The organism is Paenibacillus sp. URB8-2 (assembly GCF_013393385.1).
Taxonomy (GTDB): Bacteria; Bacillota; Bacilli; order Paenibacillales; family Paenibacillaceae; genus Paenibacillus_AQ.
Genome location: NZ_AP023239.1, coordinates 2402790 through 2427331, shown reverse-complemented (window position 1 = coordinate 2427331; position 24542 = coordinate 2402790). Strand labels below are relative to the sequence as shown.

The 24542-nt window shown below is 54.9% G+C and carries 22 protein-coding genes, 1 tRNA gene and 1 pseudogene; 8 read left to right on the top strand and 16 right to left on the bottom strand.

Features of this window, described 5'->3' with window-relative positions; all coding sequences use genetic code 11:
* Positions 1 to 23 precede the first annotated feature (23 nt).
* Positions 24 to 866 carry an aldo/keto reductase gene (locus PUR_RS11050; protein ID WP_179035283.1) on the bottom strand — a complete coding sequence of 281 codons (843 nt, stop codon included), beginning with the start codon at positions 864 to 866 and terminating at the stop codon, positions 24 to 26.
* Between the two features lie 386 nt (positions 867 to 1252).
* Between PUR_RS11050 and PUR_RS11045 the strand changes: the two genes are divergently transcribed.
* The gene (locus PUR_RS11045; protein WP_179035282.1) at positions 1253 to 2458 is read left to right on the top strand and encodes an MFS transporter; all 1206 of its coding nucleotides are present in this window, start codon (positions 1253 to 1255) and stop codon (positions 2456 to 2458) included.
* A gap of 44 nt (positions 2459 to 2502) precedes the next feature.
* Positions 2503 to 3433, top strand: a pseudogene (locus tag PUR_RS11040) (TIGR03571 family LLM class oxidoreductase).
* Positions 3434 to 3516: 83 nt separating this feature from the next.
* Here PUR_RS11040 and PUR_RS11035 read toward each other — a convergent pair.
* Positions 3517 to 3601 (bottom strand) — tRNA-Leu (locus PUR_RS11035).
* A 181-nt stretch (positions 3602 to 3782) separates the two neighbouring features.
* Here PUR_RS11035 and PUR_RS11030 point away from each other — a divergent pair.
* Positions 3783 to 4217: a YhjD family protein gene (locus tag PUR_RS11030; RefSeq protein WP_179037866.1), complete on the top strand. Its 435-nt coding sequence runs from the start codon at positions 3783 to 3785 to the stop codon at positions 4215 to 4217.
* A 240-nt stretch (positions 4218 to 4457) separates the two neighbouring features.
* Entirely contained in the window at positions 4458 to 5525 is a 1068-nt protein-coding gene (gene hisC / locus PUR_RS11025; protein ID WP_179035281.1) for a histidinol-phosphate transaminase, read from the top strand.
* A gap of 140 nt (positions 5526 to 5665) precedes the next feature.
* On the opposite strand, the gene PUR_RS11020 is transcribed toward hisC, so the two are convergent.
* The 3 genes from PUR_RS11020 to PUR_RS11010 form a co-directional block, all read right to left on the bottom strand.
* Positions 5666 to 5881 (bottom strand): hypothetical protein, encoded by a 216-nt coding sequence (locus PUR_RS11020; protein WP_179035280.1) that lies wholly within the window; start codon positions 5879 to 5881, stop codon positions 5666 to 5668.
* Between the two features lie 195 nt (positions 5882 to 6076).
* The gene (locus tag PUR_RS11015; RefSeq protein ID WP_179035279.1) at positions 6077 to 6394 is read right to left on the bottom strand and encodes a hypothetical protein; all 318 of its coding nucleotides are present in this window, start codon (positions 6392 to 6394) and stop codon (positions 6077 to 6079) included.
* 118 nt (positions 6395 to 6512) lie between these two features.
* Positions 6513 to 7085 carry a xanthine phosphoribosyltransferase gene (locus tag PUR_RS11010; protein ID WP_179035278.1) on the bottom strand — a complete coding sequence of 191 codons (573 nt, stop codon included), beginning with the start codon at positions 7083 to 7085 and terminating at the stop codon, positions 6513 to 6515.
* Between the two features lie 321 nt (positions 7086 to 7406).
* On the opposite strand from PUR_RS11010, the gene PUR_RS11005 reads away from it, so the two are divergent.
* Entirely contained in the window at positions 7407 to 8516 is a 1110-nt protein-coding gene (locus PUR_RS11005; protein ID WP_179035277.1) for a YkvI family membrane protein, read from the top strand.
* Between the two features lie 1310 nt (positions 8517 to 9826).
* Here the strand turns inward: PUR_RS11005 and PUR_RS11000 are convergent.
* Genes PUR_RS11000 through PUR_RS10990 form a run of 3 tightly spaced genes read right to left on the bottom strand, consistent with a single transcriptional unit; the run spans position 9827 to position 14323 of the window.
* Positions 9827 to 11833 (bottom strand): AAA family ATPase, encoded by a 2007-nt coding sequence (locus tag PUR_RS11000; RefSeq protein ID WP_179035276.1) that lies wholly within the window; start codon positions 11831 to 11833, stop codon positions 9827 to 9829.
* A gap of 1 nt (position 11834) precedes the next feature.
* On the bottom strand, positions 11835 to 13181 hold the full coding sequence (locus tag PUR_RS10995; protein ID WP_179037865.1) for a metallophosphoesterase family protein: 1347 nt from the start codon (positions 13179 to 13181) through the stop codon (positions 11835 to 11837).
* 5 nt (positions 13182 to 13186) lie between these two features.
* The gene (locus PUR_RS10990; RefSeq protein ID WP_179035275.1) at positions 13187 to 14323 is read right to left on the bottom strand and encodes a glycosyltransferase family 4 protein; all 1137 of its coding nucleotides are present in this window, start codon (positions 14321 to 14323) and stop codon (positions 13187 to 13189) included.
* A gap of 355 nt (positions 14324 to 14678) precedes the next feature.
* On the opposite strand from PUR_RS10990, the gene PUR_RS10985 reads away from it, so the two are divergent.
* On the top strand, positions 14679 to 16082 hold the full coding sequence (locus tag PUR_RS10985; protein ID WP_179035274.1) for an RsmB/NOP family class I SAM-dependent RNA methyltransferase: 1404 nt from the start codon (positions 14679 to 14681) through the stop codon (positions 16080 to 16082).
* Positions 16083 to 16220: 138 nt separating this feature from the next.
* Positions 16221 to 16313 carry a YjcZ family sporulation protein gene (locus PUR_RS26020; RefSeq protein WP_232101812.1) on the top strand — a complete coding sequence of 31 codons (93 nt, stop codon included), beginning with the start codon at positions 16221 to 16223 and terminating at the stop codon, positions 16311 to 16313.
* Positions 16314 to 16471: 158 nt separating this feature from the next.
* Here PUR_RS26020 and PUR_RS10980 read toward each other — a convergent pair whose 3' ends face one another.
* The 6 genes from PUR_RS10980 to PUR_RS10955 all read right to left on the bottom strand — a co-directional run bounded on the left by PUR_RS10980 (position 16472) and on the right by PUR_RS10955 (position 22211).
* The gene (locus PUR_RS10980; protein ID WP_179035273.1) at positions 16472 to 17272 is read right to left on the bottom strand and encodes a Cof-type HAD-IIB family hydrolase; all 801 of its coding nucleotides are present in this window, start codon (positions 17270 to 17272) and stop codon (positions 16472 to 16474) included.
* Between the two features lie 77 nt (positions 17273 to 17349).
* Positions 17350 to 18108, bottom strand: a complete 759-nt coding sequence (locus tag PUR_RS10975) for a pseudouridine synthase (RefSeq protein ID WP_179035272.1) — start codon at positions 18106 to 18108, stop codon at positions 17350 to 17352.
* Positions 18109 to 19632, bottom strand: a complete 1524-nt coding sequence (locus tag PUR_RS10970) for an RsmB/NOP family class I SAM-dependent RNA methyltransferase (protein WP_179035271.1) — start codon at positions 19630 to 19632, stop codon at positions 18109 to 18111.
* Positions 19633 to 19733: 101 nt separating this feature from the next.
* A complete protein-coding gene (locus PUR_RS10965; RefSeq protein ID WP_179035270.1) occupies positions 19734 to 20183 on the bottom strand; it encodes a DUF309 domain-containing protein in 450 nt (149 codons plus the stop codon).
* Positions 20173 to 20985, bottom strand: a complete 813-nt coding sequence (locus tag PUR_RS10960) for a GTP diphosphokinase (protein ID WP_179035269.1) — start codon at positions 20983 to 20985, stop codon at positions 20173 to 20175. The genes PUR_RS10965 and PUR_RS10960 overlap by 11 nt, the downstream gene beginning before the upstream one ends.
* A 128-nt stretch (positions 20986 to 21113) precedes the next feature.
* A complete protein-coding gene (locus tag PUR_RS10955; RefSeq protein ID WP_179037864.1) occupies positions 21114 to 22211 on the bottom strand; it encodes a quinone-dependent dihydroorotate dehydrogenase in 1098 nt (365 codons plus the stop codon).
* Positions 22212 to 22394: 183 nt separating this feature from the next.
* Here PUR_RS10955 and PUR_RS10950 point away from each other — a divergent pair, with 183 nt between their 5' ends.
* Positions 22395 to 22532 carry a hypothetical protein gene (locus tag PUR_RS10950; RefSeq protein ID WP_179035268.1) on the top strand — a complete coding sequence of 46 codons (138 nt, stop codon included), beginning with the start codon at positions 22395 to 22397 and terminating at the stop codon, positions 22530 to 22532.
* Here the strand turns inward: PUR_RS10950 and PUR_RS10945 are convergent.
* Entirely contained in the window at positions 22529 to 23989 is a 1461-nt protein-coding gene (locus PUR_RS10945; RefSeq protein WP_232101811.1) for a L,D-transpeptidase, read from the bottom strand. The genes PUR_RS10950 and PUR_RS10945 overlap by 4 nt on opposite strands.
* Before the next feature lie 147 nt (positions 23990 to 24136).
* Positions 24137 to 24379: a ferredoxin gene (locus PUR_RS10940; RefSeq protein WP_124695989.1), complete on the bottom strand. Its 243-nt coding sequence runs from the start codon at positions 24377 to 24379 to the stop codon at positions 24137 to 24139.
* Positions 24380 to 24542: the final 163 nt, after the last annotated feature.

Genomic DNA, 24542 nt, shown 5'->3' with positions numbered 1-24542 from the left:
AGGGATGGATCGTCTTATTACGTTTAGAAATCAAAATTGTCCGGATCCGGACCGACCCGATGATTTTGGTTCAGATTGTCGATTTGCTTCATATCCTCTTGCGTTAATTCGAAATCAAAAATGCTGGCATTTTCTACGATTCGATGTTCTTTTGTAGACTTAGGAATCGTCACCACACCGTTCTGCAGGTCCCAGCGCAAAATAACCTGGGCAATGGATTTATTGTATTTATCCGCAATTTCTTTAAGTTCCTGATTATCCAGGAGTTCACCCTGCATGAGCGGCGACCACGCTTCAAATTGAATGCCTTGCTGCTGGCAATATTGCTGTAATTCCTTTTGGGTTAACCGGGGATGGTACTCCACTTGATTCACCATAGGTTTAATCTCCGCGTCAACCATTAACTCTTCAAGATGATGAATTTGGAAGTTGCTGACACCAATCGCTTTTACACGGCCTTCTTTATAAATGGTTTCCAGCGCTCTCCAGGCTTCTTTAAACTTTCCTTCTTTCGGCCAGTGAATCAGGTACAGATCCAGGTAATCCAGGCCCAGTTTTTGCAGGCTGGTCTCATAGGCAGCCAACGTTGATTCATATCCCAGATCGGCATTCCATACTTTAGATGTCACAAAAAGTTCTTCTCTGCCAATGCTCGCTTCTTCAAGCCCTTGGCGGATTCCCCGTCCGACACCTTCTTCATTTCCGTAAATGGCTGCCGTATCAATGCTGCGGTATCCATGTTTGATCGCCACTTTTACAGCATTCTCAAGTTCGGGACCTTCCTCTACTTTAAATACACCCAAACCAAACCACGGCATGCTTACACCATTATGCAGAGTAGTTGTGTCTTGTAAATTCTTCGCCATTGCTTCTTTCCTCCATTCTGATATCTAGTTCATTCGGGTCGTTGACCCGGCGCAGGTATCATTATAGATTTAATCATTCATTTAGTGTAGTACGTACTTTTTAGTACCACAGGTACTTATAAGTACCTATAAAGCTCTTGGGGAGGATTCCTTACGACAGCGCAAAAAAGCCCAGCAAAGCGGAGCCTTAAGTTCGAAGATTATGTTCAGTATCTCTCCTTAAACATGAAGGATTCTTCTTTATGGGTACTTTTCGGTGCCTACATTACTTAAAAGTACGTACTTATCATGAGGATTGTACATCTATATAATAACCCCATGCACTACAGATGACAAATGCGTTGGAGTCCTGTTCAATGCAAATAATTAAAGTGGAGGAAATACAAATGAGCAACTATGCACAATCCGCGTCTCAGTCAAAAGAGATGCAAAAATCGGGTAACTGGGCACTTCTAGCTCTTGCCATTAGCGCATTTGGTATCGGAACAACCGAGTTTGTTCCGGTAGGTCTGCTTGCAGCCATCGCCGGCGACTTGAAAATCGGCATTACGCTGGCCGGTCTTCTTATTTCAGGTTATGCCATCGGGGTTGCTGTGGGAGCCCCAATTCTAACTGCGCTCAGCAATCGGATGAGCCGCAAGTCTTTGCTTATGTGGCTAATGGTTATCTTCATCATCGGCAACGCGACCGCCGCGCTTTCATCTTCATTTGAACTGCTGCTTATTGCGCGTTTCGTTACAGCCTTCTCTCACGGCGTCTTTTTCTCCATTGCATCGACGATTGCCGTCCAGTTAGTATCTCCGGAAAAAAAAGCCAGCGCCATCGCGCTTGTGTTCACCGGTCTTACGATAGCTATCGTTACAGGCGTTCCGCTCGGGACATTTATCGGGCAAGCCTTCGGCTGGAGAGCGACATTCTGGAGCGTCGCCCTGCTGGGTGTCATTGCGATCATTTCCAGCTCCATACTTATCCCACGTGATCTGAAGCAATCACCTCCCGCCAAATTCTCGGACATGTTCCGGTTGATCACGAACGGACGGCTGTTACTGGGCTTTCTGATCACTGCGCTCGGTTATGGAGGCACGTTTGTCGCTTTCACTTTTTTAAACCCGCTCCTGCACGACGTTACCGGATTCAGCCAAGGCGCCATTAACATTATCCTGATCGCCTATGGTGTTGCTGTAGCATTCGGCAACTCTTTTGGCGGAAAATGGGCCAACAAAAACCCGATCCGCGCACTGCTCATAATGTTTATTATACAAGCCGCGGTTCTGATTCTTCTAACGTTCCTCATTCCCTTTAAAGCGGTTGGTCTGATTGGAGTCATTTTGATGGGATTGTTTGCATTCATGAATGTTCCCGGTCTCCAATTATATATTGTCCAGTTGGCTGAAAAATACGTTCCATCGGCGGTAGACGTTGCTTCGGCGCTTAATATTGCCGCTTTCAACATCGGTATTGCCATTGGCGCTTTTGTCGGCGGCGTTGTTGTCGATACGATGGGCCTTGTGCATACCCCGTGGATCGGTTCTTTAATGGTTATCGTTGCGATTATACTCACCGCTGTTTCGGCCAAGCTTGAGCGGAATTGATCGGGGGCGCGCATATATTTGAATCTCATGAGAGTTACCAAAGGATGTATCAAGAAGGCAGGCTAACGCTCGGCCTTCACATCCCGCTGGAGAATTTATCGCATGACGGCACCGACGATGGCGCATCAGGCCCAGTTGGCGCAAGCTGCTGAAAACTACGGCTTTACCGCGCTTTGGCTTCGGGACGTTATCTTGAAAGATCCCAGTTTCCTGGACCCGGCTGTCGGACAAATTTATGATATTTTAATTTACGGCACACATCTTCTCAGTCAGACCAAACAAATCGCTCTCGGCACATCCGCTCTTGTACTGCCTCTTCGCCACCCGCTTCGGCTGGCGAAAGAGGCAGCTACAATTGAAGCGCTGTTTCCCCAAAGGCTGATTATGGGAATCTCCTCTGGAGACCGGCGAGCAGATTTCCAAGGACTTGGAGTTGATCACCCTAGCCGGGGCACTCAATTTCGGGAAGCTTTCTCCTATCTTCAAAAAGTGTTGTATGAGAACTATCCCTTGATTCATTCCAGCTATGGCCATATGGAACAAACCACGCTTGTTCCGAAGCTTGACCACAAGATTCCTACCCTTGTTACCGGCTTTGCGCAGCAAGACCTGGACTGGCTGGGACTGAATGGTGATGGCTGGATGTATTACCCGCAAGCACCCGCGCGTCAGCAAGAAGTTATAGCGGCATGGCGTGATTCGGCTGTCCGCCAAGGGAACGAGGTCTTCCGCCCTTTCTCCATGCCCATGCATCTTGATTTGGCGGATAACCCGGATGAAAGAGAAAGCCCCATCCGGCTTGGATATCGCGTAGGCCGGAACAGACTGGTTGAATTACTAGAAATCTACCGTTCCATTGGCGTCAATCACCTTTTCTTCGCTCTGTTTGACAGTGATCGTCCTGCCGGTGAAGTTATTCAGGAGCTGGGTGAATACCTGCTTCCTCATTTCCCTCCGCACTTGTCTAAGGGTTGACAATAAGGGCCATGAACAACAACCTAAAAAAGGTTCATAAAACTGCTGCAAGAGCAATTTTATGAACCTTTTCATTTTAGGGATGCGGTCGAGAGGACTCGAACCTCCACGGGGGGTTAGCCCACACGGACCTGAACCGTGCGCGTCTGCCAATTCCGCCACGACCGCGTATTTTGCAATGGCTTGCTTTCGCGGCCACAAGATATATCTTACCATGACGCTAAATATCAGTCAACGATTTTTTAAATAACATTTTTTTCATAAATTGCTTGCAAAAATATTGCTTTCACTGCTATATCGGATGTATAATAAGAACAAAGGTTCGCATACTACAATTGAGGTGATTCTGATGGCGACGATTGCAAAGCGTAACCGTGAAGCAACTCAGGAAGAATTGTCCCTTGTCAGAAGCTATTTGCTGCTAACGTTCATTCATAAAGTATTCGAGCGCGACTGCCGGGCCATCGGCAAGAGCGGTCTGTTCAAGATGCCCCAGCTCTATATGGAACTGGTCTCCATCGGAGCCAAGAAGACAGCCCTCATGCTGCAGGAGGTCAAACGCGAGCTGGAGTCGCAGAATATCACCATTTCAACGATCCGGCAGGATCAGAAGGGCGTCGAAGCCCAATTCAAGTGCCGGGGAATCGCAGGAGAGTTGCATATTCAGTGGCCGAGCTTCCGCCGGGAGATGACGCTGCGCATGCGAGCCTACCTCGGACTAGCGGGAGAGTTCCCCATTCTTGCCCGGGAAGAAACATCCACCCCGATGGCTTTGTCCATCTGACGGAAACCGAATAGTCGAGAGAAATGATGGATTGCAACCGCTCCAGTCTGGCATGAATGTGCCAGGCTGTTTTTTGTTTGCCTTAAAGCGGTACTCCCTTCTGTCCGATCCACAGGCCCAATCTCTTCCGGGCTTTCGTCAAGACAAGATCGATTTTAACTGTTCCTCCGCGTCTGCCCGGCACATATACATAAAGAAGAACGGCATCGTCGCCAGATGATGGGAATTGGAGGAACGGCAATGAACAAATACTGGAGTGAGACGATCAAGGGGATTGCCCCGTATGTGCCGGGCGAGCAGCCCCGGGCTGGCCGGCTGGTCAAATTAAATACGAACGAGAATCCCTACCCGCCTTCGCCCAAAGTGCTGGAGGCAATGAGAGAAGCTGTTACCGACAAGCTGAGACTATACCCCGATCCGAACTGCTCCCGTTTGCGGGAGACGGCAAGCCGTCACTATGGCATCCCGGCAGAGCAGATCTTTGCCGGCAACGGGTCCGACGAAATTTTGGCTTTCTGCTTTAAGGCTTTTTTCGATCCGGGCGATACTATCCTTTTTCCCGATATTACGTATAATTTCTATGAAGTGTATGGAGAGTTGTTCGGAGTGTCATACCGAACGGTTCCGCTGACGGAAAGCTTCGATGTTCCGGTCGAAGAGTTCATCCCCAGCAATGACGGCGTTATTCTGGCCAATCCGAACGCCCCAACAGGCAAAACGATCTCCCTGGAGGACATTGAGTCCCTTATAAAACGCAATCGTCAGGCGGTGGTTATTGTGGATGAGGCGTACATTGATTTTGGGGGAGAATCTTCGATCGGACTGATTCCAAAATACGACAACCTGCTCGTAATCCGAACATTCTCAAAATCGCGGTCGCTGGCGGGTCTGCGAATCGGCCTGGCCATGGGGCACAGCAGTTTGATTGAAGCGCTCATACGCGTAAGGGACTGCATCAACTGCTTCACCGTCGACTGGATCGCCCAGGCGGGAGCCATTGCGTCGCTTGAAGATACGGAGACGTTCTCACATTACATCGACAGGATAGCTGCAACCAGGAGCCGGATGACTGAACATCTCCGGTATGCGGGATTCCGTGTCATTGATTCGAGTGCAAACTTTCTAATGATGTCTCATCCGATGATTCCGGCGAAGACGCTATATGAAACTTTGCGGGAGAGAAATATATTTGTGCGCTTTTTCCCCAAACCCCGGATCGACAATTACCTGCGTGTGACAATCGGGACAGATGAAGAAATGGATATCTTTTATGATGCGCTCATGGATATTGTGAAGGCAACAAACTGACTCCTGCCAAAAAGCGAACAAACCCCGGACCCGAGAGATTGATCGAATCGAATATGTGCACGTGAAAAAGACGGCTTTCGAGACTTATCTCGGAAGTCGTCTTCGCTGCAGAACCATACAAAGCTTGTCTATTGCCTGCATTATCCAAAAATATGGCGCCGCGGCTCGGCATAGGGCTGAAACATATAATTCCGGTCCAGCTTGACTACCCGCCGGTTGGGTCTGCGGACCATAACCTGACTGCCGTCCCACGCAATAACGATACCGATCACATCGTTGCTTTCCAGGGCATCGCGAACGACCCGAACCTTCTCGCCAGAGAGACGGTATTCATTCAGCTGTTCGTCGCTGATCATGCAGAATTCTCCCTTCTCCCGGGACAAGCGCATCCTGCACCTGAACCGGATTGTTCCGAATGATGAAGAAACGGCTGCACCGTTGCGAAGCCAATATTTTGTTATATTTGAATAAAAAAGACCGCAATGACGAATCATTGGGTCTCATTTAAATAATGAGATATGCATCTTGGTATGCATCTCTTTGTGTTTGACCTATATCAGTGCTTCGTTCTTCTCGAACCAGAAGTCCAGCACTTTAGCGGACATCACCCGTGTTTCCAGATACTCCACTTGTTTGGTTGTAAACTTCTCTCTCCATGCGAAATCCAGTTCTTCGCACAAGCCTGCAATAGTCAGAAGTTCCGACCAGGCAACATAGCGTTTGTACCAAAAGAATTGAGGATGTTCGATCATATAGGGATACAGATCGTCAAACTCCGTGTGCTTGCAATCGAGCGCACGCTCGAAGTGATCCTTGGCCTCGGTTAATTTATCAATAAAGAATTGCTCTGTCACCGGTTCTTTCCCCATTGTGACGCCTCCTCTCCTATATCTGACCTTATTATAAAGGAAAATGTATGGGGTGGAAAGCAATTGTTATAAAAATAGGCTTTGTTCTCATTTTCGTCACGATTTGTAACTCGTTAAGTTACTCTTCGAACTCGATTCTGCCATCAGCCAGGGACTTGATCTTTGCGAGCGATTCCAGACGGACGCCCTGTTCACGGATCGTCCGTGCGCCGGCTTCAAAGCATTTTTCCACAACGACCCCGAGTCCGACCAGTTCCGCTCCCGAGCGGTTAATGATCTTGATCAGACCGCGCGCGGCGTCGCCGTTAGCGATAATGTCGTCGATGAACAATATTTTGTCATCAGGCGAGATATACTGGCGCGAAATCATAATATCCGTGACGATCCCTTTGGTAAAGGACGGAACCCGTTCGCACAAGGCGTCGGGATCGGCGAGCAGCGTTTTTTTGCGGCGTGCAAAAACGAGCGGCACCTTGAGTTCATAAGCGGTGGCAAATGCCACGGCAATACCCGAGGATTCCACGGTAACGACGCGAGTCACCCCCTGGTCTGCAAAAAGCCTCGCAAATTCCCGTCCCATTTCCATCGTCAGCTCGGGATCGACCTGATGGTTGAGGAGTCCGTCCAGCTTAAGCACCTGATCGGAAATGACAACCCCTTCCTCCAAAATTCTCTTTTTCAATATTTCCATGACGCTTACGCCTCCATTATCCATTCTCTTCGGACGTTCCACTGTAAAATTATTGCAATGCAAAACAGGCGGAAGTCATGTCCTTCTGCTCAACATCATAACCTGTACTATGCCAGTACACAAGCTTGTCCGGCAATGACTCGCCGAAAGACCCTATTTTGGGCTTCGCCAGAAAGGTTACCGCACGCTTTCGAAGCCCATTTTGCCGAAGAATGATCAACGCGGTTTATGCTTGCAAAACTTAGCACACGCTTTCGATGCCAGTTTTGCCGAAGAATGATCAACGCGGTTTATGCTTGCAAAACTTTTAGGAGGAGAGCCATGAGACAGACGCTCCGCACGCTGCAAATCGCCTTTACTTATATAGGCACCATAGTGGGAGCCGGGTTCGCCACCGGCCAGGAAATTCTCCAGTTCTTCACGCAGTATGGCCGCTGGGCTGCATTGACCATTATCCTCTCCACAGGGGTCTTCATCTGGCTCGGCACCAAAATGATGATTCTCGCCCGCCGGATCGGGGCCGAATCGTATGAAGATTTCAACCGCCACCTGTTCGGAAAAAGCACGGGTGCCATTATCAGCCTGTTCACGCTGCTCATCCTGATCGGAGTCAACAGCATTATGCTGGCGGGTGCGGGAGCCATTTTTGAGGAGCATCTCGGACTTCATTATCAAACCGGGCTACTGGTGACATTGGTCGGCTCTTATCTTCTGCTGAAACGGGGCATTACCGGCATTATGCAGATGAACAGCGTTGTCGTTCCCCTGATGCTGACTCTTTCGCTCATCATCATTTTCAACACGCTTGAACATCCGGAGGCGCACCGCTTCATGTCGCTTGTTACTGAACGCAGCGCAATTGCGGCCTGGCTGTCGCCTTTTCTGTATACGGCGTTCAATCTGGGTATGGCGCAGGCCGTCCTCGTCCCTATGGCGCGTCATACCAAGAACGATCGGACACTTGCCTTCGGCGGTATTATCGGCGGTCTGGGCATCGGTTTTATGCTGATGGCGGCTCATTTTGCGATGAGCGCGCACATGCCGGGCATCCTCCAGTTCGAGATTCCGATGGGCAGCATCGCCTTCCGGCTCGGAACGCTGGTTCAGCTTGTGTATCTGCTGCTGATCTTTCTGGAAATTTTCAGCACCTTTGTGGCTGACATTTACGGCGTCACGCTTCAACTGGCGCAGCGCCTGCCGATCTCACACTCCGTCATTACCGCCTTGGTGATGCTGACCTGCTATGTCTTCAGCCAATTCGGTTTCAGCTCGCTGCTGGGGCTGTTCTATCCCATGTTCGGCGCGTTGTCGCTTGTCTGGGCGGTCAGATTGATCCTTACACCCATGGTTCCGCCAGGCAAAGCAATCGCCTTTACAAAATCGACAACAATCCCCTCCCCCAAATCGGTTCCACGGTCTACACGGAAATAACGGAGGCCTCAGGCACCAGTCTGGCGGCGGCTTCCGCTACATGCCTGTGGCAGGTCAGCATAACGACCTGGCGTGAAGACGACAGATTGCCAAGCAGAGAAAGCGCCGCATGCAGACGTCTCTCATCGAAATTGACGAACAGATCGTCGAATAGCAAAGGCAGCGGGTCCTGACGGTCCATCGTTCCCGCAAGCGCCAGCCGCAGGGACAGATATAGCTGCTCTGCCGTTCCCCGGCTCAGCAATCCGCTGTCCAGCAGCCCCGTCTTCCGGTGCTCGGCTTTCAGTTCTTTCTTCCCCAAAGTCATCACGACCCGCCGATATTCCCCTTCAGTCAACCTCTCGAAGTACGAGGAAGCCAGGGTCAGAACCTGCGGCTGCTTCTCGCGCTCGTAAATGCGCCTCGTCCGGCCGATTAATTCCGCGGCGAGCGCGGACACGGCATACTGCTCCGCGATACTCCGCAGCGCAGCCTTCTGCTCCTCCAACTGCTGAAGCGCGGTATCCTCCCGGCAGCTCTTTTTCAGGTTCTCCCTCTCCTGCAGCAATCTGCCCCGAAGCTGAAGCAGCCCGCTTCTTCTCTCCTCCAGTTCGGCCAGGCTTACTTCCATCCGCCTCTTCTCTTCTTCCAGCGCGTAAGCATCCCTTTGCTCCAGCAGCTCCAAAAGCCCCTGTCTTTCTTCTCCGTCCCTGCCACCGAACATAGCCAGTTCCCAGTGCCGGAGCGACCGCTCCAGTTCCCGGCGCCTTGTAACGGCCGCGGCGCGGCGAAGCAGATCTTCGCCATTCTCCGCCCCGCCTTCGCTCAGCAGATGGTCACCCATCTGACGCAGCGTTTCCCGTTCACGTGTGTACTCTTCCAGCTCCTCCTCCGTCCCGCGCAGCCGGGACATCACGTCTTTCCGGTGCAGGAGCGCCGCCTTCAGCATCTCCCATGCGGCGGCCCGGTCTTCCAGCCAGCGGATAGGGGAAGACGAAAGAGGCACAGGAGCGGGAGCTGATGACAATACACCGGCAGGCGAAACGCCCGCAGGCGGCTCTACGGGCAATGTGTGATCCGGTTGCGGAACGCCGGCCGGCAAAGTGGGCGGATCATCGGGCCGTCTTACGGCCGAGGAGGCGGTAAGTGCGGAGGAAGCGCTGGAGGAAGCCATCTTCTTTCCTGGCACGGTTTCTTCGGCAGCTGAGGCCGTTTCATCTACAGCCTCTCCCGCTTCCGCCATCAAGACCCTGCATTCCTCCTCAAACGCTTCGATCTCCCGCTTCAGCTCGGAAATGCGCTGCTGAAGCCCGTCCTCCCGGCGCAGCAGATCATTCCCCTGCTCCGCCAGAGCGAAAATGTCGGGCAGCCCTTCCGGAGACAAATCCTCCGGCAGGCTCCGGCGGCGTAGCCATTCCTCGAAGCGAGCCGATGTTCCGCGGAAGTCTTCTTCCGCCGCGTCCATCTCGCGGACCAGCGCCTGCTCCTGGCCGGCCATCGCCTCGGCCTCCGTCCGGCGAAGGTCCCGCTCGCCGGCCAGCCGCTCGGAGCGCTGGCGCCATGCCGTCCAGGCGTCCATCAGCCGCCGCAGCTCCTTCATGCCGGCCTCCAGCCCGCCCGCATCCGGGCTGGACGGCGGCTGCTGCTCGGCGAGCAGCAGCCGCCGCAGCCGCAGCATCTCGGCTGCGGCCTCCGCCCCGCCGCTGACGGGCGGGGCTCCACGCTGCCGGCGCCCGCCGCGCCCGCCGGCGAGCAGGGCCAGATCGGCGGCGGCCAGCACGCCGAACGCGATCCAGGCGCTGACCGGCGGCGCTCCGGTCAGCCACAGCGCCGCCGGCAGCAGCGCGGTCAGCGCGGCCGCCAGCGCCAGCAGCGGCCAGGCGGTGCGGCCGCCGGAGCCCGCCGCTTCGCCCGGCGGCTGCTGCAGTTGGGCCTCGCGCCAGCGCTCCGCGGCGTGTTGCAGCTCGTCCCACAGCCGCGCCGTCTCGCGCGGGCTCATGGGCCGCAGCGCCGCAAAGGAGGCGGCGGCTTCCTGCTGCTCCCGCGCGAGCGACCGCTCGGCCTGCTGCAGCGCCGCCTGCGCCGCGGCAAGGCGTACGCGCAGCGCCTGCCGCCCGGCGGCGAGGCTCTCCATTTGCCGGTCGTAGGCGGCAAATGAGGCGGCAAAAGCGGCGCGCCGCTTCGCGGTCTGCGGCGGCTCCGGCGAAATCCGCGAGCTCCGCGGCGCTCCAGCCGGGATGGATGCCGCGCAGAATGCGCCGCAAATGCTCCCGCAGCGACTTCTGCTCCTCTTCCAGCCGCCGCAGTTCCGTCTTCCGGTTCTCATATCCGCCCTGTGCACGGAGAAGCCGCTCCAGCCGGGGGCCCTGCGCTTCCAGCCGCCGGTCGGGGACCGTCCTGGTCAGCTCCTCCCTCAGCTCCGAGGCGATTCGCTCGGCACGGGCCACCGCCTGCTCGGCATTTCCGGTCCGTGTCTGAAAATCCTTCCAGCGTTCCGGAACATCCTCTGGAAAATACGGGAGATCCGGCAGTTCCCGCAGTTCCTGGCGTGCGGCTTCCCATTTCAGCCAAAGCTCGCGAATGTCGAGCGCCTTGGTCAGACGCTCCAGCCGGGCGCCTTCCTCCCGGCGGCGGTTCTCCAGCTCTTCCAGCTCGATTTCCGCAGCCTGCATCGCTGCGGTATTCTCGTTGTAGCGAGGGAGATAGGAACGGCTTTCCGTTATCTGCCTCTCCAGCTTTTCGATTGACTGGAGAATCTTGGCCGCCTCCTGCGTCTTGCCCCGCGGCTTGTAGAGCTTCTCCGCCTCCTGCTGAAGACGCCGCTCCGCCCTTAGAATATCCCCGCCGCCACCGATGCCGGCGTGAAACAAATAGCTGTTCATCTCTTCGGATTGCAGGGTCCCCAGTTCCTGAAGCTCGTCCAGCGACACCGCAAAGAGCTGTCTGAACATCGTTCGGGACACACCGCCCAGCAGCATTTTCTCCAGCTCGTCCTGTCCGAGCTCCTCTACGGTGCCGTTGATGCCGCTTACCGTAATCTTAAGCCTGTCGCCCTTGCCGCCCTCCGCACCTCCGGAGTACCGCCGGATGCTCCAGGCGTTTCCCTTGGCGTCCCGGGCGGTCAAGATGCCGCCGTGCAGGCCGCCATGTACAGGCTCAAGTCTTTCCGCAGGGTAGTTCCGGCCGGGAATGCCGAACAGCATGGCGCGGATAAACTGCAGCAGCGTGGATTTACCCGCCTCATTGGGACCGTACAATACCGTGAGTCCCGACGCAAGCTCCAGTTCCCTGCTGTGAAGACGGCCAAAGCCGCCGATTTCAAGCCGCTGTATTCTCATCTTACCGACCTCCTTGCCGGTTCCGGCTTTCAAGGAATGGATGGCTCTCTTCTTCCGGTTCCATAACATCGCTCAGCAGCGTCACGGCCGTTTCGGCCGCCCGCATCAGCCAGGCGCGCATGTCGTCCTCCCCGACTTCGGCAAGCAGCCGTCTTAGCTCACGGTTCTCCGCAAGCGGCGCCAGCGCCGGCCGGGCAAGCTCGTCCAGAGCTTTGCCGTCTTCGGCGCTTTCTGCCGCCATTCGCATCATTTCGCCGAGAAAGCTGTCCTCCGCAAGCAGGCGTTCACGGTCGACCTCCGTTCCGGATTCCAGGGAGAAGCCTTCGGTCCAGACGAGCCCGCGGAACAGCCCTTGTTCCGCCCTTAATGCTTCACGCCGACGCAGCTCGTCCAGCAGATCTCCCGAAGCTCCTTTTTCAGCCAGAACGCGGTGAACCACGCCTCGGCCGATGATACGGAAACGCACGACGGACATCATCTCCGGATGCAAGGCCCGAATTTCCTCGACCGACTGCTCAACCGCCTCGATCCATTCCGTTTCCCGGACCATTCCGTCAATTGAAATATCCCGAATCAGAAAGCGGACTTCATCCAGCTCCCGGAAGCGCAGGCCGGCGATGCCGCTGCCGTCCACATCCACAACGTAGCAGCCCTTTGGTCCGGTCTCTTTAACGCTGCGTCCCTGGATATTTCCCGGATATACGATATAAGGACGCTCATGAAGAATCCGGCGCTTATGAATATGACCGAGAGCCCAATAGTCGAAGCCGGAGTCAATCAAATCCCTGCGTGTACAGGGAGAGTAAGTCTCATGGGCCGGATCGCCATCGACATTGGCGTGCAGAAGCGCGATATGGAACAGCCCGCTGCCCTCTTTCCGCCGATACCGCAGCGACGTATTCTCCGTCACTTTGGATGTGGGGTAGGATAATCCGCTGACGACCGCCGCTTCCCGTCCGTCACTGCGGCGCACCACCGTCACCTGCCCCGGCGTGTCGGCGCCGAATACCGTAACGCCGTCCGGAAGCTCCATATGAAGACGCGGACCGTCCAGCGGGTCGTGATTGCCGTGAATGAGGAAGACGGCAATTCCGTTGCGGGAGAGCTCCAGCAGCGCTTCATGAAAACGCAACTGGCTCTGAAGCGAAGAATCGGCGGAATCGTAGACGTCGCCGCTGATGACGACGAAATCGGCCTCTTCCTCGGCCGCCACGGCAACAAGCCGCCCGAGGGCGGCGAATGCGGCTTCGCGCAGGTAGTCTCTAACGGGTACCGGGATATGCGACAAGCCGGCGAACCGGCTATCCAGATGCAAATCCGCGGCATGCACAAAACGAAACGGAACCATCCGGTTCACCCTTTACTATCGGTTTGGAGCTGCAGATACGTCTTCTTCAGTTCATTGGCGATGCGGGTCAGCGAGTACAGATTTTTGGCTTTTTCCCACGCCGACCGGGACAGCTCGTAGCGGTAAGCGGGATCTGTGATTACCTTCTCAAGCGCATCCGCCAGAGCGCCTACATCGTCGGGCTTGACGAGCAGACCGTTAACGCCGTCCTCAATTTGCTCGGGAATGCCTCCGACGTCCGTTCCGACGAGCGCCAGACAGCTCAGCGCAGCCTCCGCAAATACGGAGCCGAATGCTTCCGCGCGGGAAGGCAACACGAAAATATCGAAGAACGGCATAAATTCTTCAGGATGCAGCGTGTACCCGTAAAAAATCGTTTCATTGTATATTCCAAGCGATCTCGCGAGATTTTCCAGTTCGGCGCGGAACGGGCCGTCGCCGATAATATGCAGCACGTATTCGTGTCCGCGTTTCTTCAGTTCGGCGCAGGCTTTGAAGAGCACATCGATCCCTTTTGCCGGAACGAGACGGGTAACGGTTACCAACTGTGGGACATCATTTTCATGAGCCACCGGCTTAAACCGTTTTTCGTCAAATCCGTTCGGGATGATTTGGATGCGGGACGGGTCCTTTGTATAATGGGACATATAATCCGCAAAGGACTGTGACACGGTCATCAGCCGGTCGCTCACGTACTCCAGTTCCCGGTAAATCAAAGTCAGGAACTGATGTTCAAGCCCATCCTCGGCAATTTTTCCGTTCAGGATCAGCTCGCGTTCGTAGCTGGAATGGAACGTCTGAACGAGAGGCACATCTGGAAACACTTTCTTCATCGCCATGCCGGCTATGGGATGATGCGCATGAATCAGATCGTACCGTTTGTTCAGGCGCAGCTTCGTCCACCATAAATAATCCCGGTAGGTTTGGATGTATTTTTGTACGATAGGGCTCTCGCCGTACGGTGTCCAATCGAAAGTTTCAAAGACGATTTCGTCGCTGCCTTTACCGCGGATACGCTTGGGCAGCCAGAAGAGCTCCATCTCCCAGCGGCTAGATCGAAAACGTTCCTGCAAATACGGAATCATGGAGGATACACCGCCGGGCTGCTCCGGCGGAAAGAAGAGCGCTTGCAGCAAATTCATATAGTAAGTCCCCTTTTCTATTGCCTAAGATGAAACGGTTGCGCCTTCCTTTACCGGAAGAAACAACTTCACCCGCCCCTTCAGGGATGGTGCCGTTTCCCGCAGAAATAGAAGAACATTTTATAAGCGGGTGAGCCTATAAATTCTTATCCTTCAAAAAACGGCCTTGCATGGCAATTATGTTATAGTTGAGCATATGTACATAGACACTGTTAAAGTTCCTACTTAGATTTTATCGGCATACGTCTGAAACGGCAACACACAAAACCGTCATCGTCCGACGGGTGGGGCCGTTTGGCCTTGCGCCGCAAGGCTTTATCCAACTTGATTAAAATGAACAAAGGAGATTGCAACAATGAATAAGGAAATGCTGCCCGCCGCTTTTACAGCCAGGATCAAAGAGATGCTGGGAAACGAAACGGACGCCTTTCTGGGTACATACACAGCGCCGAGGACCCAAGGCCTAAGGCTGAACAGGTTAAAAACCGGCACGGAATCGGAACGAAACGCTGCGGAAAAAGCTATGAGTCTATTCGGCCTTCAGCCCATACCCTGGTGCTCAGAAGGTTATTATTATGAGGATCCTGCGCGCCCGGGCCGCCATCCTTACCATGAGGCCGGATTATATTATATCCAGGAGCCGTCGGCAATGTCCGCCGCCGTATTGCTCGACCCGCGCCCCGGTGAGACGGTGCTCGATCTCGCCGCCGCTCCCGGGGGCAAGACGACCCATATCGCTTCCCTGATGGAAGGACACGGCCTGCTCGTATCGAACGAAATCCACCCCGAACGGGCCAAAATACTGGCGGAAAATGTGGAGCGGTCAGGTATCATGAATGCCCTCGTTACCAGCGCACACCCTGGCGAGCTGGCGCGCCGCTTCCCGGAAGCCTTTGACCGGATTATGCTTGACGCCCCTTGCTCCGGGGAAGGAATGTTCCGCAAGGACCCGGGCGCCGTCGGCGAATGGTCGCCGGAGCATGTGGAACTCTGCGCCTCGAGGCAGTGGGACATTGTTCAGGACGCCTACACGATGCTGAAGCCGGGCGGCCGGCTGGTCTATTCAACCTGTACGTTTAACACGAAAGAGAATGAAGAACTCGTATCGCGGCTTACGGCAAATTATCCTGATATGGAGCTGCTCGCGACTAAACGGCTGTGGCCGCATCTCGAAAAAGGCGAAGGACATTTTGTGGCGCTGCTGGCCAAAGGCGGGGCCTTGGACTTGGATAAGCCTTCTGCCGTCATCTCCGCTCAGGGTTCCGTCAAACGCAGAGGCCGGGCGGGCAAAGGCCGAACCGCCGGACAACCGGAAGCCTCCGCGCAGGCCGCATTCCGGCAGTTCCTGGAATGGGCTGCAGTGGAAACCCCGAGATTCCGGCCGGATGGAATTCCCATTCTGTTCGGAGATTCCCTCTACCTGCTGCCTTCTTCATTTGGCGCATCCTGTTCTACGGAACTTCTCCAAGGACTGCGCATTCCGCGCGCCGGCCTTCATCTGGCTCATTTGAAGAAAAACCGGTTAGAACCGGCGCATGCGCTCGCCATGGCACTTCGTCCGGAGCAGGCCGCTCGCGTGTTCGATCTGGACCCGGACAGCCCCGAGACAAGAAGCTGGCTGCGGGGCGAGAGCCTGGCCGTGCCGGATAACCTGCAAGGCTGGACGCTGGTCACTGTGGATCGCCTGCCGCTAGGCTGGGGCAAAGCAAGCGCCGGCCAGCTCAAGAACCATTACCCGAAAGGACTGCGCCTTCCGTAGAAGCCCGCCCATATTAAATCCGCTGGGCGGCTGACCGGAGCGGCAGAGGCCCTTCCTACATACGATGGTTCTATCCCATGAAGCCGAGGCGGTATAAGGCGGCAGCGGGGAGACAGTCCCTTTAAAGGAGGAATCCGCATGGGCCCAGCTTACGGAGGCTTCACTTCGACCGGAGCCATTTTGGTTCTGTTCATTCTGCTCGTCATTATTTCCCGCTCGTTGTTCATTTAGTTTACCTTATATTATACGCTTGGATAACAAAAGAGTGCTCTTGGCCGCGGCTAAAGAGCACTCTTTTATGAACGATTATCCATAAGCAAATTGTTTAATTACCTGCTTTTTTACACCCGAGATTGAAATCTACCGGCGATGCCCATTTCCCTTCCGGTTTAAGACAAACAGTATTTGATGAGCGCCTTGGATACTCCGTTCTCGTTGTTGGTGCCGGTGACCACGTCAGCCGCCGCTTTGACTTCCAGCGGGGAATTGTCCATAGCGACTCCCAAGCCAGCGAAGGAAAGCATCGAAATATCGTTATAATAATTGCCAATCGACAGCACTTCCTCCTGATGGATGCCAAGCTGCTTGGCCAACTGCTTTAGAGCATTGCCTTTGGATGCCTCGGGGTGCATTAAATCGATGAAAAACTCTCCGCTGCGCTGAATATTGAACGACTGCATCCATGTGCTCCAATCCCGCTGGGCTTCGTCCATGATTTCCGCTGTGGAGAACACGGTGAACTTCACAATTGGTTCGCGGAACTCCTCCCAAGCCGGAAGCGACGCGGGAACAAGCTGGAGATGCTCATACATAAAATGGGCTTCTTTTGTCAAATGCTCAACATTGTCCACGTAAAGCTCAAAAGCGGTATTTACGTCAAAATGGATATCGCGCTCGCGGCAATACTGAATATATGGATCCAGTCCTCGCCCGTCCATGGCGTATTGATGAATGACCTTCTGATCCTCCACCCGCACAGTGACGGCGCCGTTGTCTGCAAGTACATAACCGGTCAGTCCCATTTCCTCCATAAGCGGAAGGGCGTTCTTCGGGTTTCTTCCCGTACAAAGAACGACCCGGCCTCCCTGTCTGGTGACCTCCGCAACGGCCTCCTTGTTCTCGGGGCTTAAAGAGTGATCGTCGTTCAGCAGCGTACCGTCGACATCAAGCGCTATCAGCTTGTATTTCATTCTCCACCATCCTTGAAATTCTTTTTATCTGTCTTTTTATTATAAAATAGCATCTTCACGGTATGTTGCCATGAATGTTAAATTTCCGCGCCAAGCAGCTTTAGCTCCGCCTCGGTCAGCTCCCGGCAGGCTCCTTCGGCCAGGCTCTCGTCCAGAGACAAATTGCCCATCGAGACTCTTTTTAAAAAGACGACCTTTTTCCCGACAGCCTGAAACATTCGTTTCACCTGGTGAAACTTACCTTCAGTTATCGTCAGGGAAATTCGCGAAATGACTTGTTTTCCGCGATCTCTGCTAAGAATGACCAGCTGCGCGGGGAGGGTCATATAACCGTCGTCCAGCTTCACTCCCTCCGCAAAAGCCGCCACGTCTTCCGGACCGACATCGCCTTCCACAACAGCCTCATACGTCTTCGGCACATGCTTGCGCGGCGACAGCAGCTCATGGGCAAGCTTGCCGTCACTCGTGAGCAGCAGCAATCCCACCGTGTCCTTATCCAGTCGCCCTACCGGAAAAGGCTCGAACATCGCATAGCGCTCTTCCAGCAGATCCAGTACGGTCCGGTCCCGTTTGTCCTCCGTTGCCGACAGCACGCCCGGCGGCTTGTTCATCATGAGATAAATATGCTCCCGGTAAAGGACCGCCTCGCCAGCCACTTCGATCTTGTCGACGTAGGGATCGACATGCGCGCCGCTGTCTTTAACGACCGCGCCATTTACCGTAATGAGCCCCTGCTTCGCCTGCTTCCGCAGCTCGCTGCGCGAGCCGAAGCCGACATGGGACAGCACCTTGTCAAGCCGCTGCTTTTTACCTTCGCCGCCTTTCGTCTTTGCCATCTATGTCCACCTCCAGCCTGCGGGATATTCATTCTTGAGGATGCCGTCCTGCCATTTCGCCCAGCCAACGCTGTATTCGTCGATGCAGACGAGTACGTAGCCCTTTGGTGCTGCACCCGGGGCAAGTCTCAGACGGTCCGACGGAATCGACAAAGTCTCCCCCTTTAGATAGGAAACCGCTTCCGCCCCTTCTCCGGCAAGCGTCACGCTTCGCCGGCTTTCATGCGGAGCAAGCGCCGTCGCCAGGGGATGGCCTGGAATAAAACGTCCGTTCCGGACCTGTCCCATGTACCAGCCGGGACGCACCGTTTTCAGGCCGTCCAGCGCTTCACGCGACAGCGGAGACATGTACAAATGCTCCCCGAACAGTATGGGGAAGCCTTCCGGCTGCCAGCCCAGCTGTTCCCGGGTAAACTCCGCATACGCTGCCATAATGTCACCCACCGACGTAACGGCCACGCTCCGTCCCCGGCTTCCGTTCCTGCCGGAAGATCGGCCGCTGCGGTTGTCGACACGGCTTTCAGGAGTCTTGTCCTTGCGGGGGACGGCTGTCCGGCCGCCGATCTCCCGGCGCGGAGCGGCCGGCAAAGACGGGTCGCCGGACCGCGTTCCGGCGGTATTCTCTCCAGCCGTTGCTTCTTGCCTTAAGACGGCAATAAAATGTCCCTCACCCTTTACCTTGTGGGGCCACAAACGCGCCGTATCCGGAAGCGGCTGGAATCCTGGGGCAAAGGAGCCTGTTCCTCCGACCGGAACGACCGAAAACTGCGGATGCCCGGCCAAAAACTCGGTGATGCCGCCTTCATTCTCCTCCGGCGAAAAAGTACAGGTCGAGTAGACCAATGTGCCGCCCGGCTTCAGCGCGCGCGCCGCCGCCTGCAGAATCTCGCGCTGCATGCCGGCGTATTTGGCCGGCGTGCTCTCGTCCCACTGCCGCACCATATCCTCATCCTTGCGGAACATGCCTTCGCCGGAGCATGGGGCATCAATCAGGATGCGGTCGAAAAACCCGGGGAACGCCGCGGCGATTCTCTCCGGGCTCTCGTTCAGGACGACCGCGTTCCTCGCGCCGCAAAGTTCCAGGTTCTTAGCCAGAGCCTTGGTCCGTTCGGAATGCAGGTCATTGCTGACCAGCATTCCCCGTCCCTGCAGCTTGGCGGCGATCTGTGTGGACTTTCCGCCGGGAGCGGCGCACAGATCCAGTACGCGGTCGCCCGGCAGGACGCCAAGCAGCTCTACGGGCGCCATGGCACTCGGCTCCTGAATATAATAAAGACCGGCGTGATAGTAAGGGTGCTTGCCGGGTCTCGCTCCCTCTGGGGTATAAAACCCGGTGGGGCACCAGGGAATCGGCTCTATGCCAAACGGCATAATCCGTCGCAGCGCTTCCACCGGAATCTTTAATGTATTGACTCGGACACCTGTATGAGGAATCTCCCCATACGTCTCCGCAAACGCTTCGTACTCCCGTCCCAGCAGGTCCTTCATCCGCTCGGAGAAGGAGTGCGGAAGTTGTACCGCCATGCTGCATCCTCCCGATAATCCCTTTAGCAAAAGGGTTGAATAGCTCAAGGAACACCCCCTTGAGGGTGTCCCTGTGCCGTAAATTATTAAGTCCTGCCTAATCAGTGGCGGCAGGACTGCTGTCTGCGGGGCTCCCGCCGCTGAGGGATATTCGGCTTGATGCCGGGAGAGGCGGCACGGACCGCCACCGCCAGCTCCCCATCCACGATATCGATGGTCAAATCGTAATAAGGAAACGGCTTCTTGTCGTACTCCTTCAACTGCCGGACATACCTTTCCGTCTCGCGGACCAGCTTGGCGAGATGAATGCCGAGCGTCGTATCCGGGTAATGCCGGAGTCTCGCCGCTGCGCCCTCCAACATAATTAACGCACCGCGAACGTTGCCGTTACGGAAATGATACAGTCCCACAGCAACCTGAAGCAGCGCTTTATACAGCGGATCGCGTTCCTTGGAGAGCCATAGTTCCTCCAGAACCTCATGGCATTCAAAAAAATCGCGATCCCGGTTGAAATAGACCAGATATGCGACATACAACCGATCATAAGCCATCCGGCAAATCGCCTTTCTTCGCCTGCGAAATCATCGCGCGAACCCGCAGGAGCAGTTCCTTCATCGCTTCCATGTCCTGGCGCTGCCAAATTTCGTTGAACTCTTCCTGGCTGCGGATCGCTTCATTGACAAGATGGTAGAAATACAATTGATGTATCGCATGAAGCACCTGGGTCGTCGTATTGGAATTTTCCTCAAACGTCTTCTGCGCTTCCAGGATCTCTTCCCGGATGCTGGACATCTCAGAGTCCAATATCGACGCGGCCTCCGCTGCCGTCTTCAGGCGCAGCCTGATTTCATCCGGCAGGCTTTCCCGGTATTTATAGTTCAGAGAGTGCTCGATAGTCGCCCAGAAATTCATCGCCAAGGTGCGGATCTGAATTTCGGCCAGCACGATCTTTTGCCCGAGGGCCGTCTGCACCGGATATCTGATGATCATATGGAAGCTGCGGTAGCCGCTCTCTTTGTAATTGGTAATATAGTCTTTCTCATATACCACTTCCAGATCTTTGCGAGCGCGGACAAATTCCGCCACACGCCGGATATCCTCCACGAATTGGCACATTATTCGTATACCCGCGATATCCTCAATCCCCTGCTCCAGATCCTCCATCCGCACATTCAGGCGCTTAGCCTTTTCCAGAATGCTGGAGAGCCGCTTCACCCGGCCGGTTACGAATTCGATCGGCGTATATTCCTCGCGCTTTTTAAGCTCCGCGCGCATCGTTTTGAATTTGACCTTAAGTTCTTCCACTGTCTGTTCATAAGGAAGCAAAAAAGTGCCCCAATCCCTGCCGTCCATCGTCCTTCCTCCTGTCTCTCGTCGCCGCTCCTGCCAAGAAGAAACGGCCGTGCAGCCTCTTTAAGGACTGCACCCGTTTCTCTAGAAATATAAGTTCCCAAGGATAAGCGTTCAAAGCTTACCTTTGCTTATATTTGGACGTCCGCGCCCACCGCCTCGGAGATATGCCGGAACCCGTCCCGCCGCAGAAGATTCCGCAGTCCGGCGTGCAGCCTGCGGTTCACCTCAGGTCCTTCGTAGATCAGCGCCGTATAAATTTCGACCAGGCTTGCGCCCGCCCGAATCTTGTCATAGGCGTCCTGCGGGGTGAAAATGCCGCCTGATCCGATAATCGGCAGCTTTCCGTTCGTTTGGCGGTAGATCGCGGAAATAACCTCCGTCGATCTGTCCCGCAGCGGCTTTCCGCTGAGTCCTCCGGTCTCCGATGCTCTTTCATGGGTGAGTCCCTCACGGCGAACCGTCGTGTTGGTAGCTATGATACCATCCATTCCCGTTTCTGTCAGCGCGTGCACCATATATTCAAGTTCGGATGCGCTGACATCGGGGGCGATTTTGACAAGTATGCTCTTCTTGACGCCGCTTGCCTTGCGCTGAAGCTCCATCTCTTCCTTAACCTCGGAGAGCAGATGGGTCAACTCGCTTCCGTGCTGGAGGCTGCGCAAATCAGGCGTATTCGGCGAGCTGATATTGACTACAAAAAAATCACCGTACGGATACAGCGTACGAATGCACTTCCGGTAATCCTCGTGCGCGGCTTCGTTTCCGGTAGTCTTGTTCCGGCCAATATTCACCGCCACCGGAATACTCCGTCCGGTTTCCGACTTCAGACGCCGCGCCATAGCTTCCGCGCCTTCGTTATTGAAGCCCATCCGGTTGATGAGCGCTTCATCGGACGGAAGCCGGAACAGCCGCGGCTGCTCGTTTCCCGGCTGTCCCTTCGGCGTCACCGTGCCGACCTCCATGAAGCCGAAGCCGATTGACGAAATTCCGGGAACCGCCTGGGCGTTCTTATCCAATCCTGCCGCAAGTCCTACAGGTGTATGAAAATGAAGACCGAACAGGTCGACAGCCAGCTCCGGCGTCTCCGGGACGCCGTACATCAGACGCAGAGCAGAGCGTCCTCCCGGCAGGGCGGCCGCTCTTTCCAGTCCCCCGATGACGAGATGGTGCGCTGCTTCCGGGTCCATTTTGAAGAAAAAAGGTTTAGCAATATTTCGATATAGCACCGTTCTCGCTCCTTCAGGCATAAGGTTTCATAATGATTTTAGCCTTTTCCGCGAGAAAAGAAAAGTTTTCGCCTCAGCCCGAGGAGACCGTCATGGACAAGGAGTATAGTATTTTTTTTGTAAACGCATTACAATGTAAGGGTACTTGGAATTAACGATAAGAGAAAAGGAAGGTCGATCCCTATGTCAGCCAAACGCAAACCGCCTACGATGCATCAGAAAAAAGAAGAGGTCAACCGCAAAGCGATTGTCTGGGTCGGCGTTAGTATTGCGCTGCTTGTGCTTGTTTTCATCGTCCTCTTTATCGTAACAGGCAGTTAATTCAGCCAATGGTACTCTTTACGGGGGTTGGACTGGTTCCCGGCGGCGTTTAGGGTGAAAGGTTTCTTTGAACTCAGCGTTTCGTCTGGCAGAAGACCCCCCTTGACGATCTGCAATCTTGTTCCTTTGGGAACAAGATTGAACAACTCCTCAATATCGTCCCGCTTCATTCGAATGCAGCCCATAGATTCGTCTTGGCCAACGCTTTCCGGTTCATTGGTTCCGTGGATCGCATAGTTGGTGTCTGACAGCTGCATGCCCCTACTGCCGAATTCCCCATTGTCATGTCCGTTCGGATTCACGACCTTGTCGGTAAAAACGAAGCGGCCTTCCGGCGTCCGGCTTCCTCCAAGACCTACTTCATAGCTTCGTACGATAATTCCGCCGCTGGTCACCGCCAGGCGGTGTTTTTGTTTGTCGATGAGAATGGCGAGCGGCTGGGACAGGAACGGCATCTCCATTCCGCCTTCTCCTGCCGATGCTGCTGCCCCTGCTGAGGCTTCCGCATCCTGGTCCGGCGCCGTCGACCCAGCCGCAGCGCCTTGCGCCCCCTTCCGGCTCCGTTCCGCCGCTATCGCTTTCAGCGGCCCGAACGCACGCTCCATCAGCGGCGTCGTCCCGGCCAGCCAATTACCCGGAAAATCTCCAGCCAGCTCGGAGAGCGATTCCGGAAGCCTTCCCTTGGCCGCGCGGAAGCCGGCCAGCGCGCTCCAGAGAGCTGCCAGCTGCTCCTGACGCTCCTGCCATCCGGCGGCGCGCTCCGCGAGGGTCCCAGCATCCGGCGGCTTGCAGGCGCAGGCTGCTGCATCGTAGGACTGGATCGTCGTTCGTCCGTTCTCCCCCCGATCCACTGTATATGCCACGGGAAGCCGCTCTTTCCAGAGGAGCCATTTCCCCGAGCGCTTCATGCCCAGCACGGCAGTCAAAGCATGAGCCTTGCCGCCTCCGCTTCCGAGTATTCCGGCCAGATCGCGCGCTGACGGCCCGTTTCCCGCCTCTCTGGCAGTGAACAGAACTTTATTAATCGCCGTTGGTTCTGATCCGCCGCGCTTCCCACGGCCGGCTTGCCCTTCGGAAAGTGCGGACAAGTCAGCAGACTGAACCGCGTAAGGTTTTTCGGCCGGCACTCCCAAATCTTTACCCGGCGCTATGGCCGCAGCAGGCATCAGAACAAGCAGGAACAGCGACAAGGCCAGCAGCAGCTTGCGTGTCACGCCTGTCCGCCGCTCCCGCTCACGGGCCGTCCGGAGCAGCCCTTCCTCGTACTCACGGAGCATATCTCCCGGCACCTTGCTCTGTTCAAAGGCTTCATACACGCCTCCAGCCTGATTAAAGCAATAGTTTGCCTTCCCTTCCTGCCCGTTCTTCTTATATTCTTTCCCCAGCAAATACCACGCCATTTTATTTTCAGGATGCTTCTGCACATACTGCTTGAGGTACTGCGAATTTTTCATCATTACCTCCGTATAGTTGGAACAGGCTCAACGTTTATACTATATATCGGACCGAGAACGGCAAAAAGACACCCCGTTCACGATAAAATCTGTGAAACGGGATGTCTCTTAATGAGCTGAATTAGCTCAATCCATGAAACGGCGAAAAAGTTAGCCTTCCTTGTTAAAAGGCGTATCCGCAATTTTGATGGAGTCCGTCGGACAGCCGTCAGCGGCATCCTGCAAATCATCGAACAAATCTTCCGGGATGTCCGTTACGCCGCGGTTTGCGTCCGCTTCGTAGATGACCTCAGCCAGTCCCTCATCGTCATAATCATAAATGTCCGGGGCCGTAGCGCCACAAGCTCCGCATGCGATGCAGGTGTCTTTCTCGACCCAAGTGTATTTAGCCATAGTTCTCTGCCTCCTGTTGACCAATCAGCTCCGCTCAAGGCAGGCTGTAATAATAACGATTGTCGTTCCTTGTGGACGAGTTGTCGTTTCTTCTTGTCATATTAATATAAAAAGACGGCAATTTCAATCCGTATTCCCACGCTTTTGTGATTTCCGCCATGAA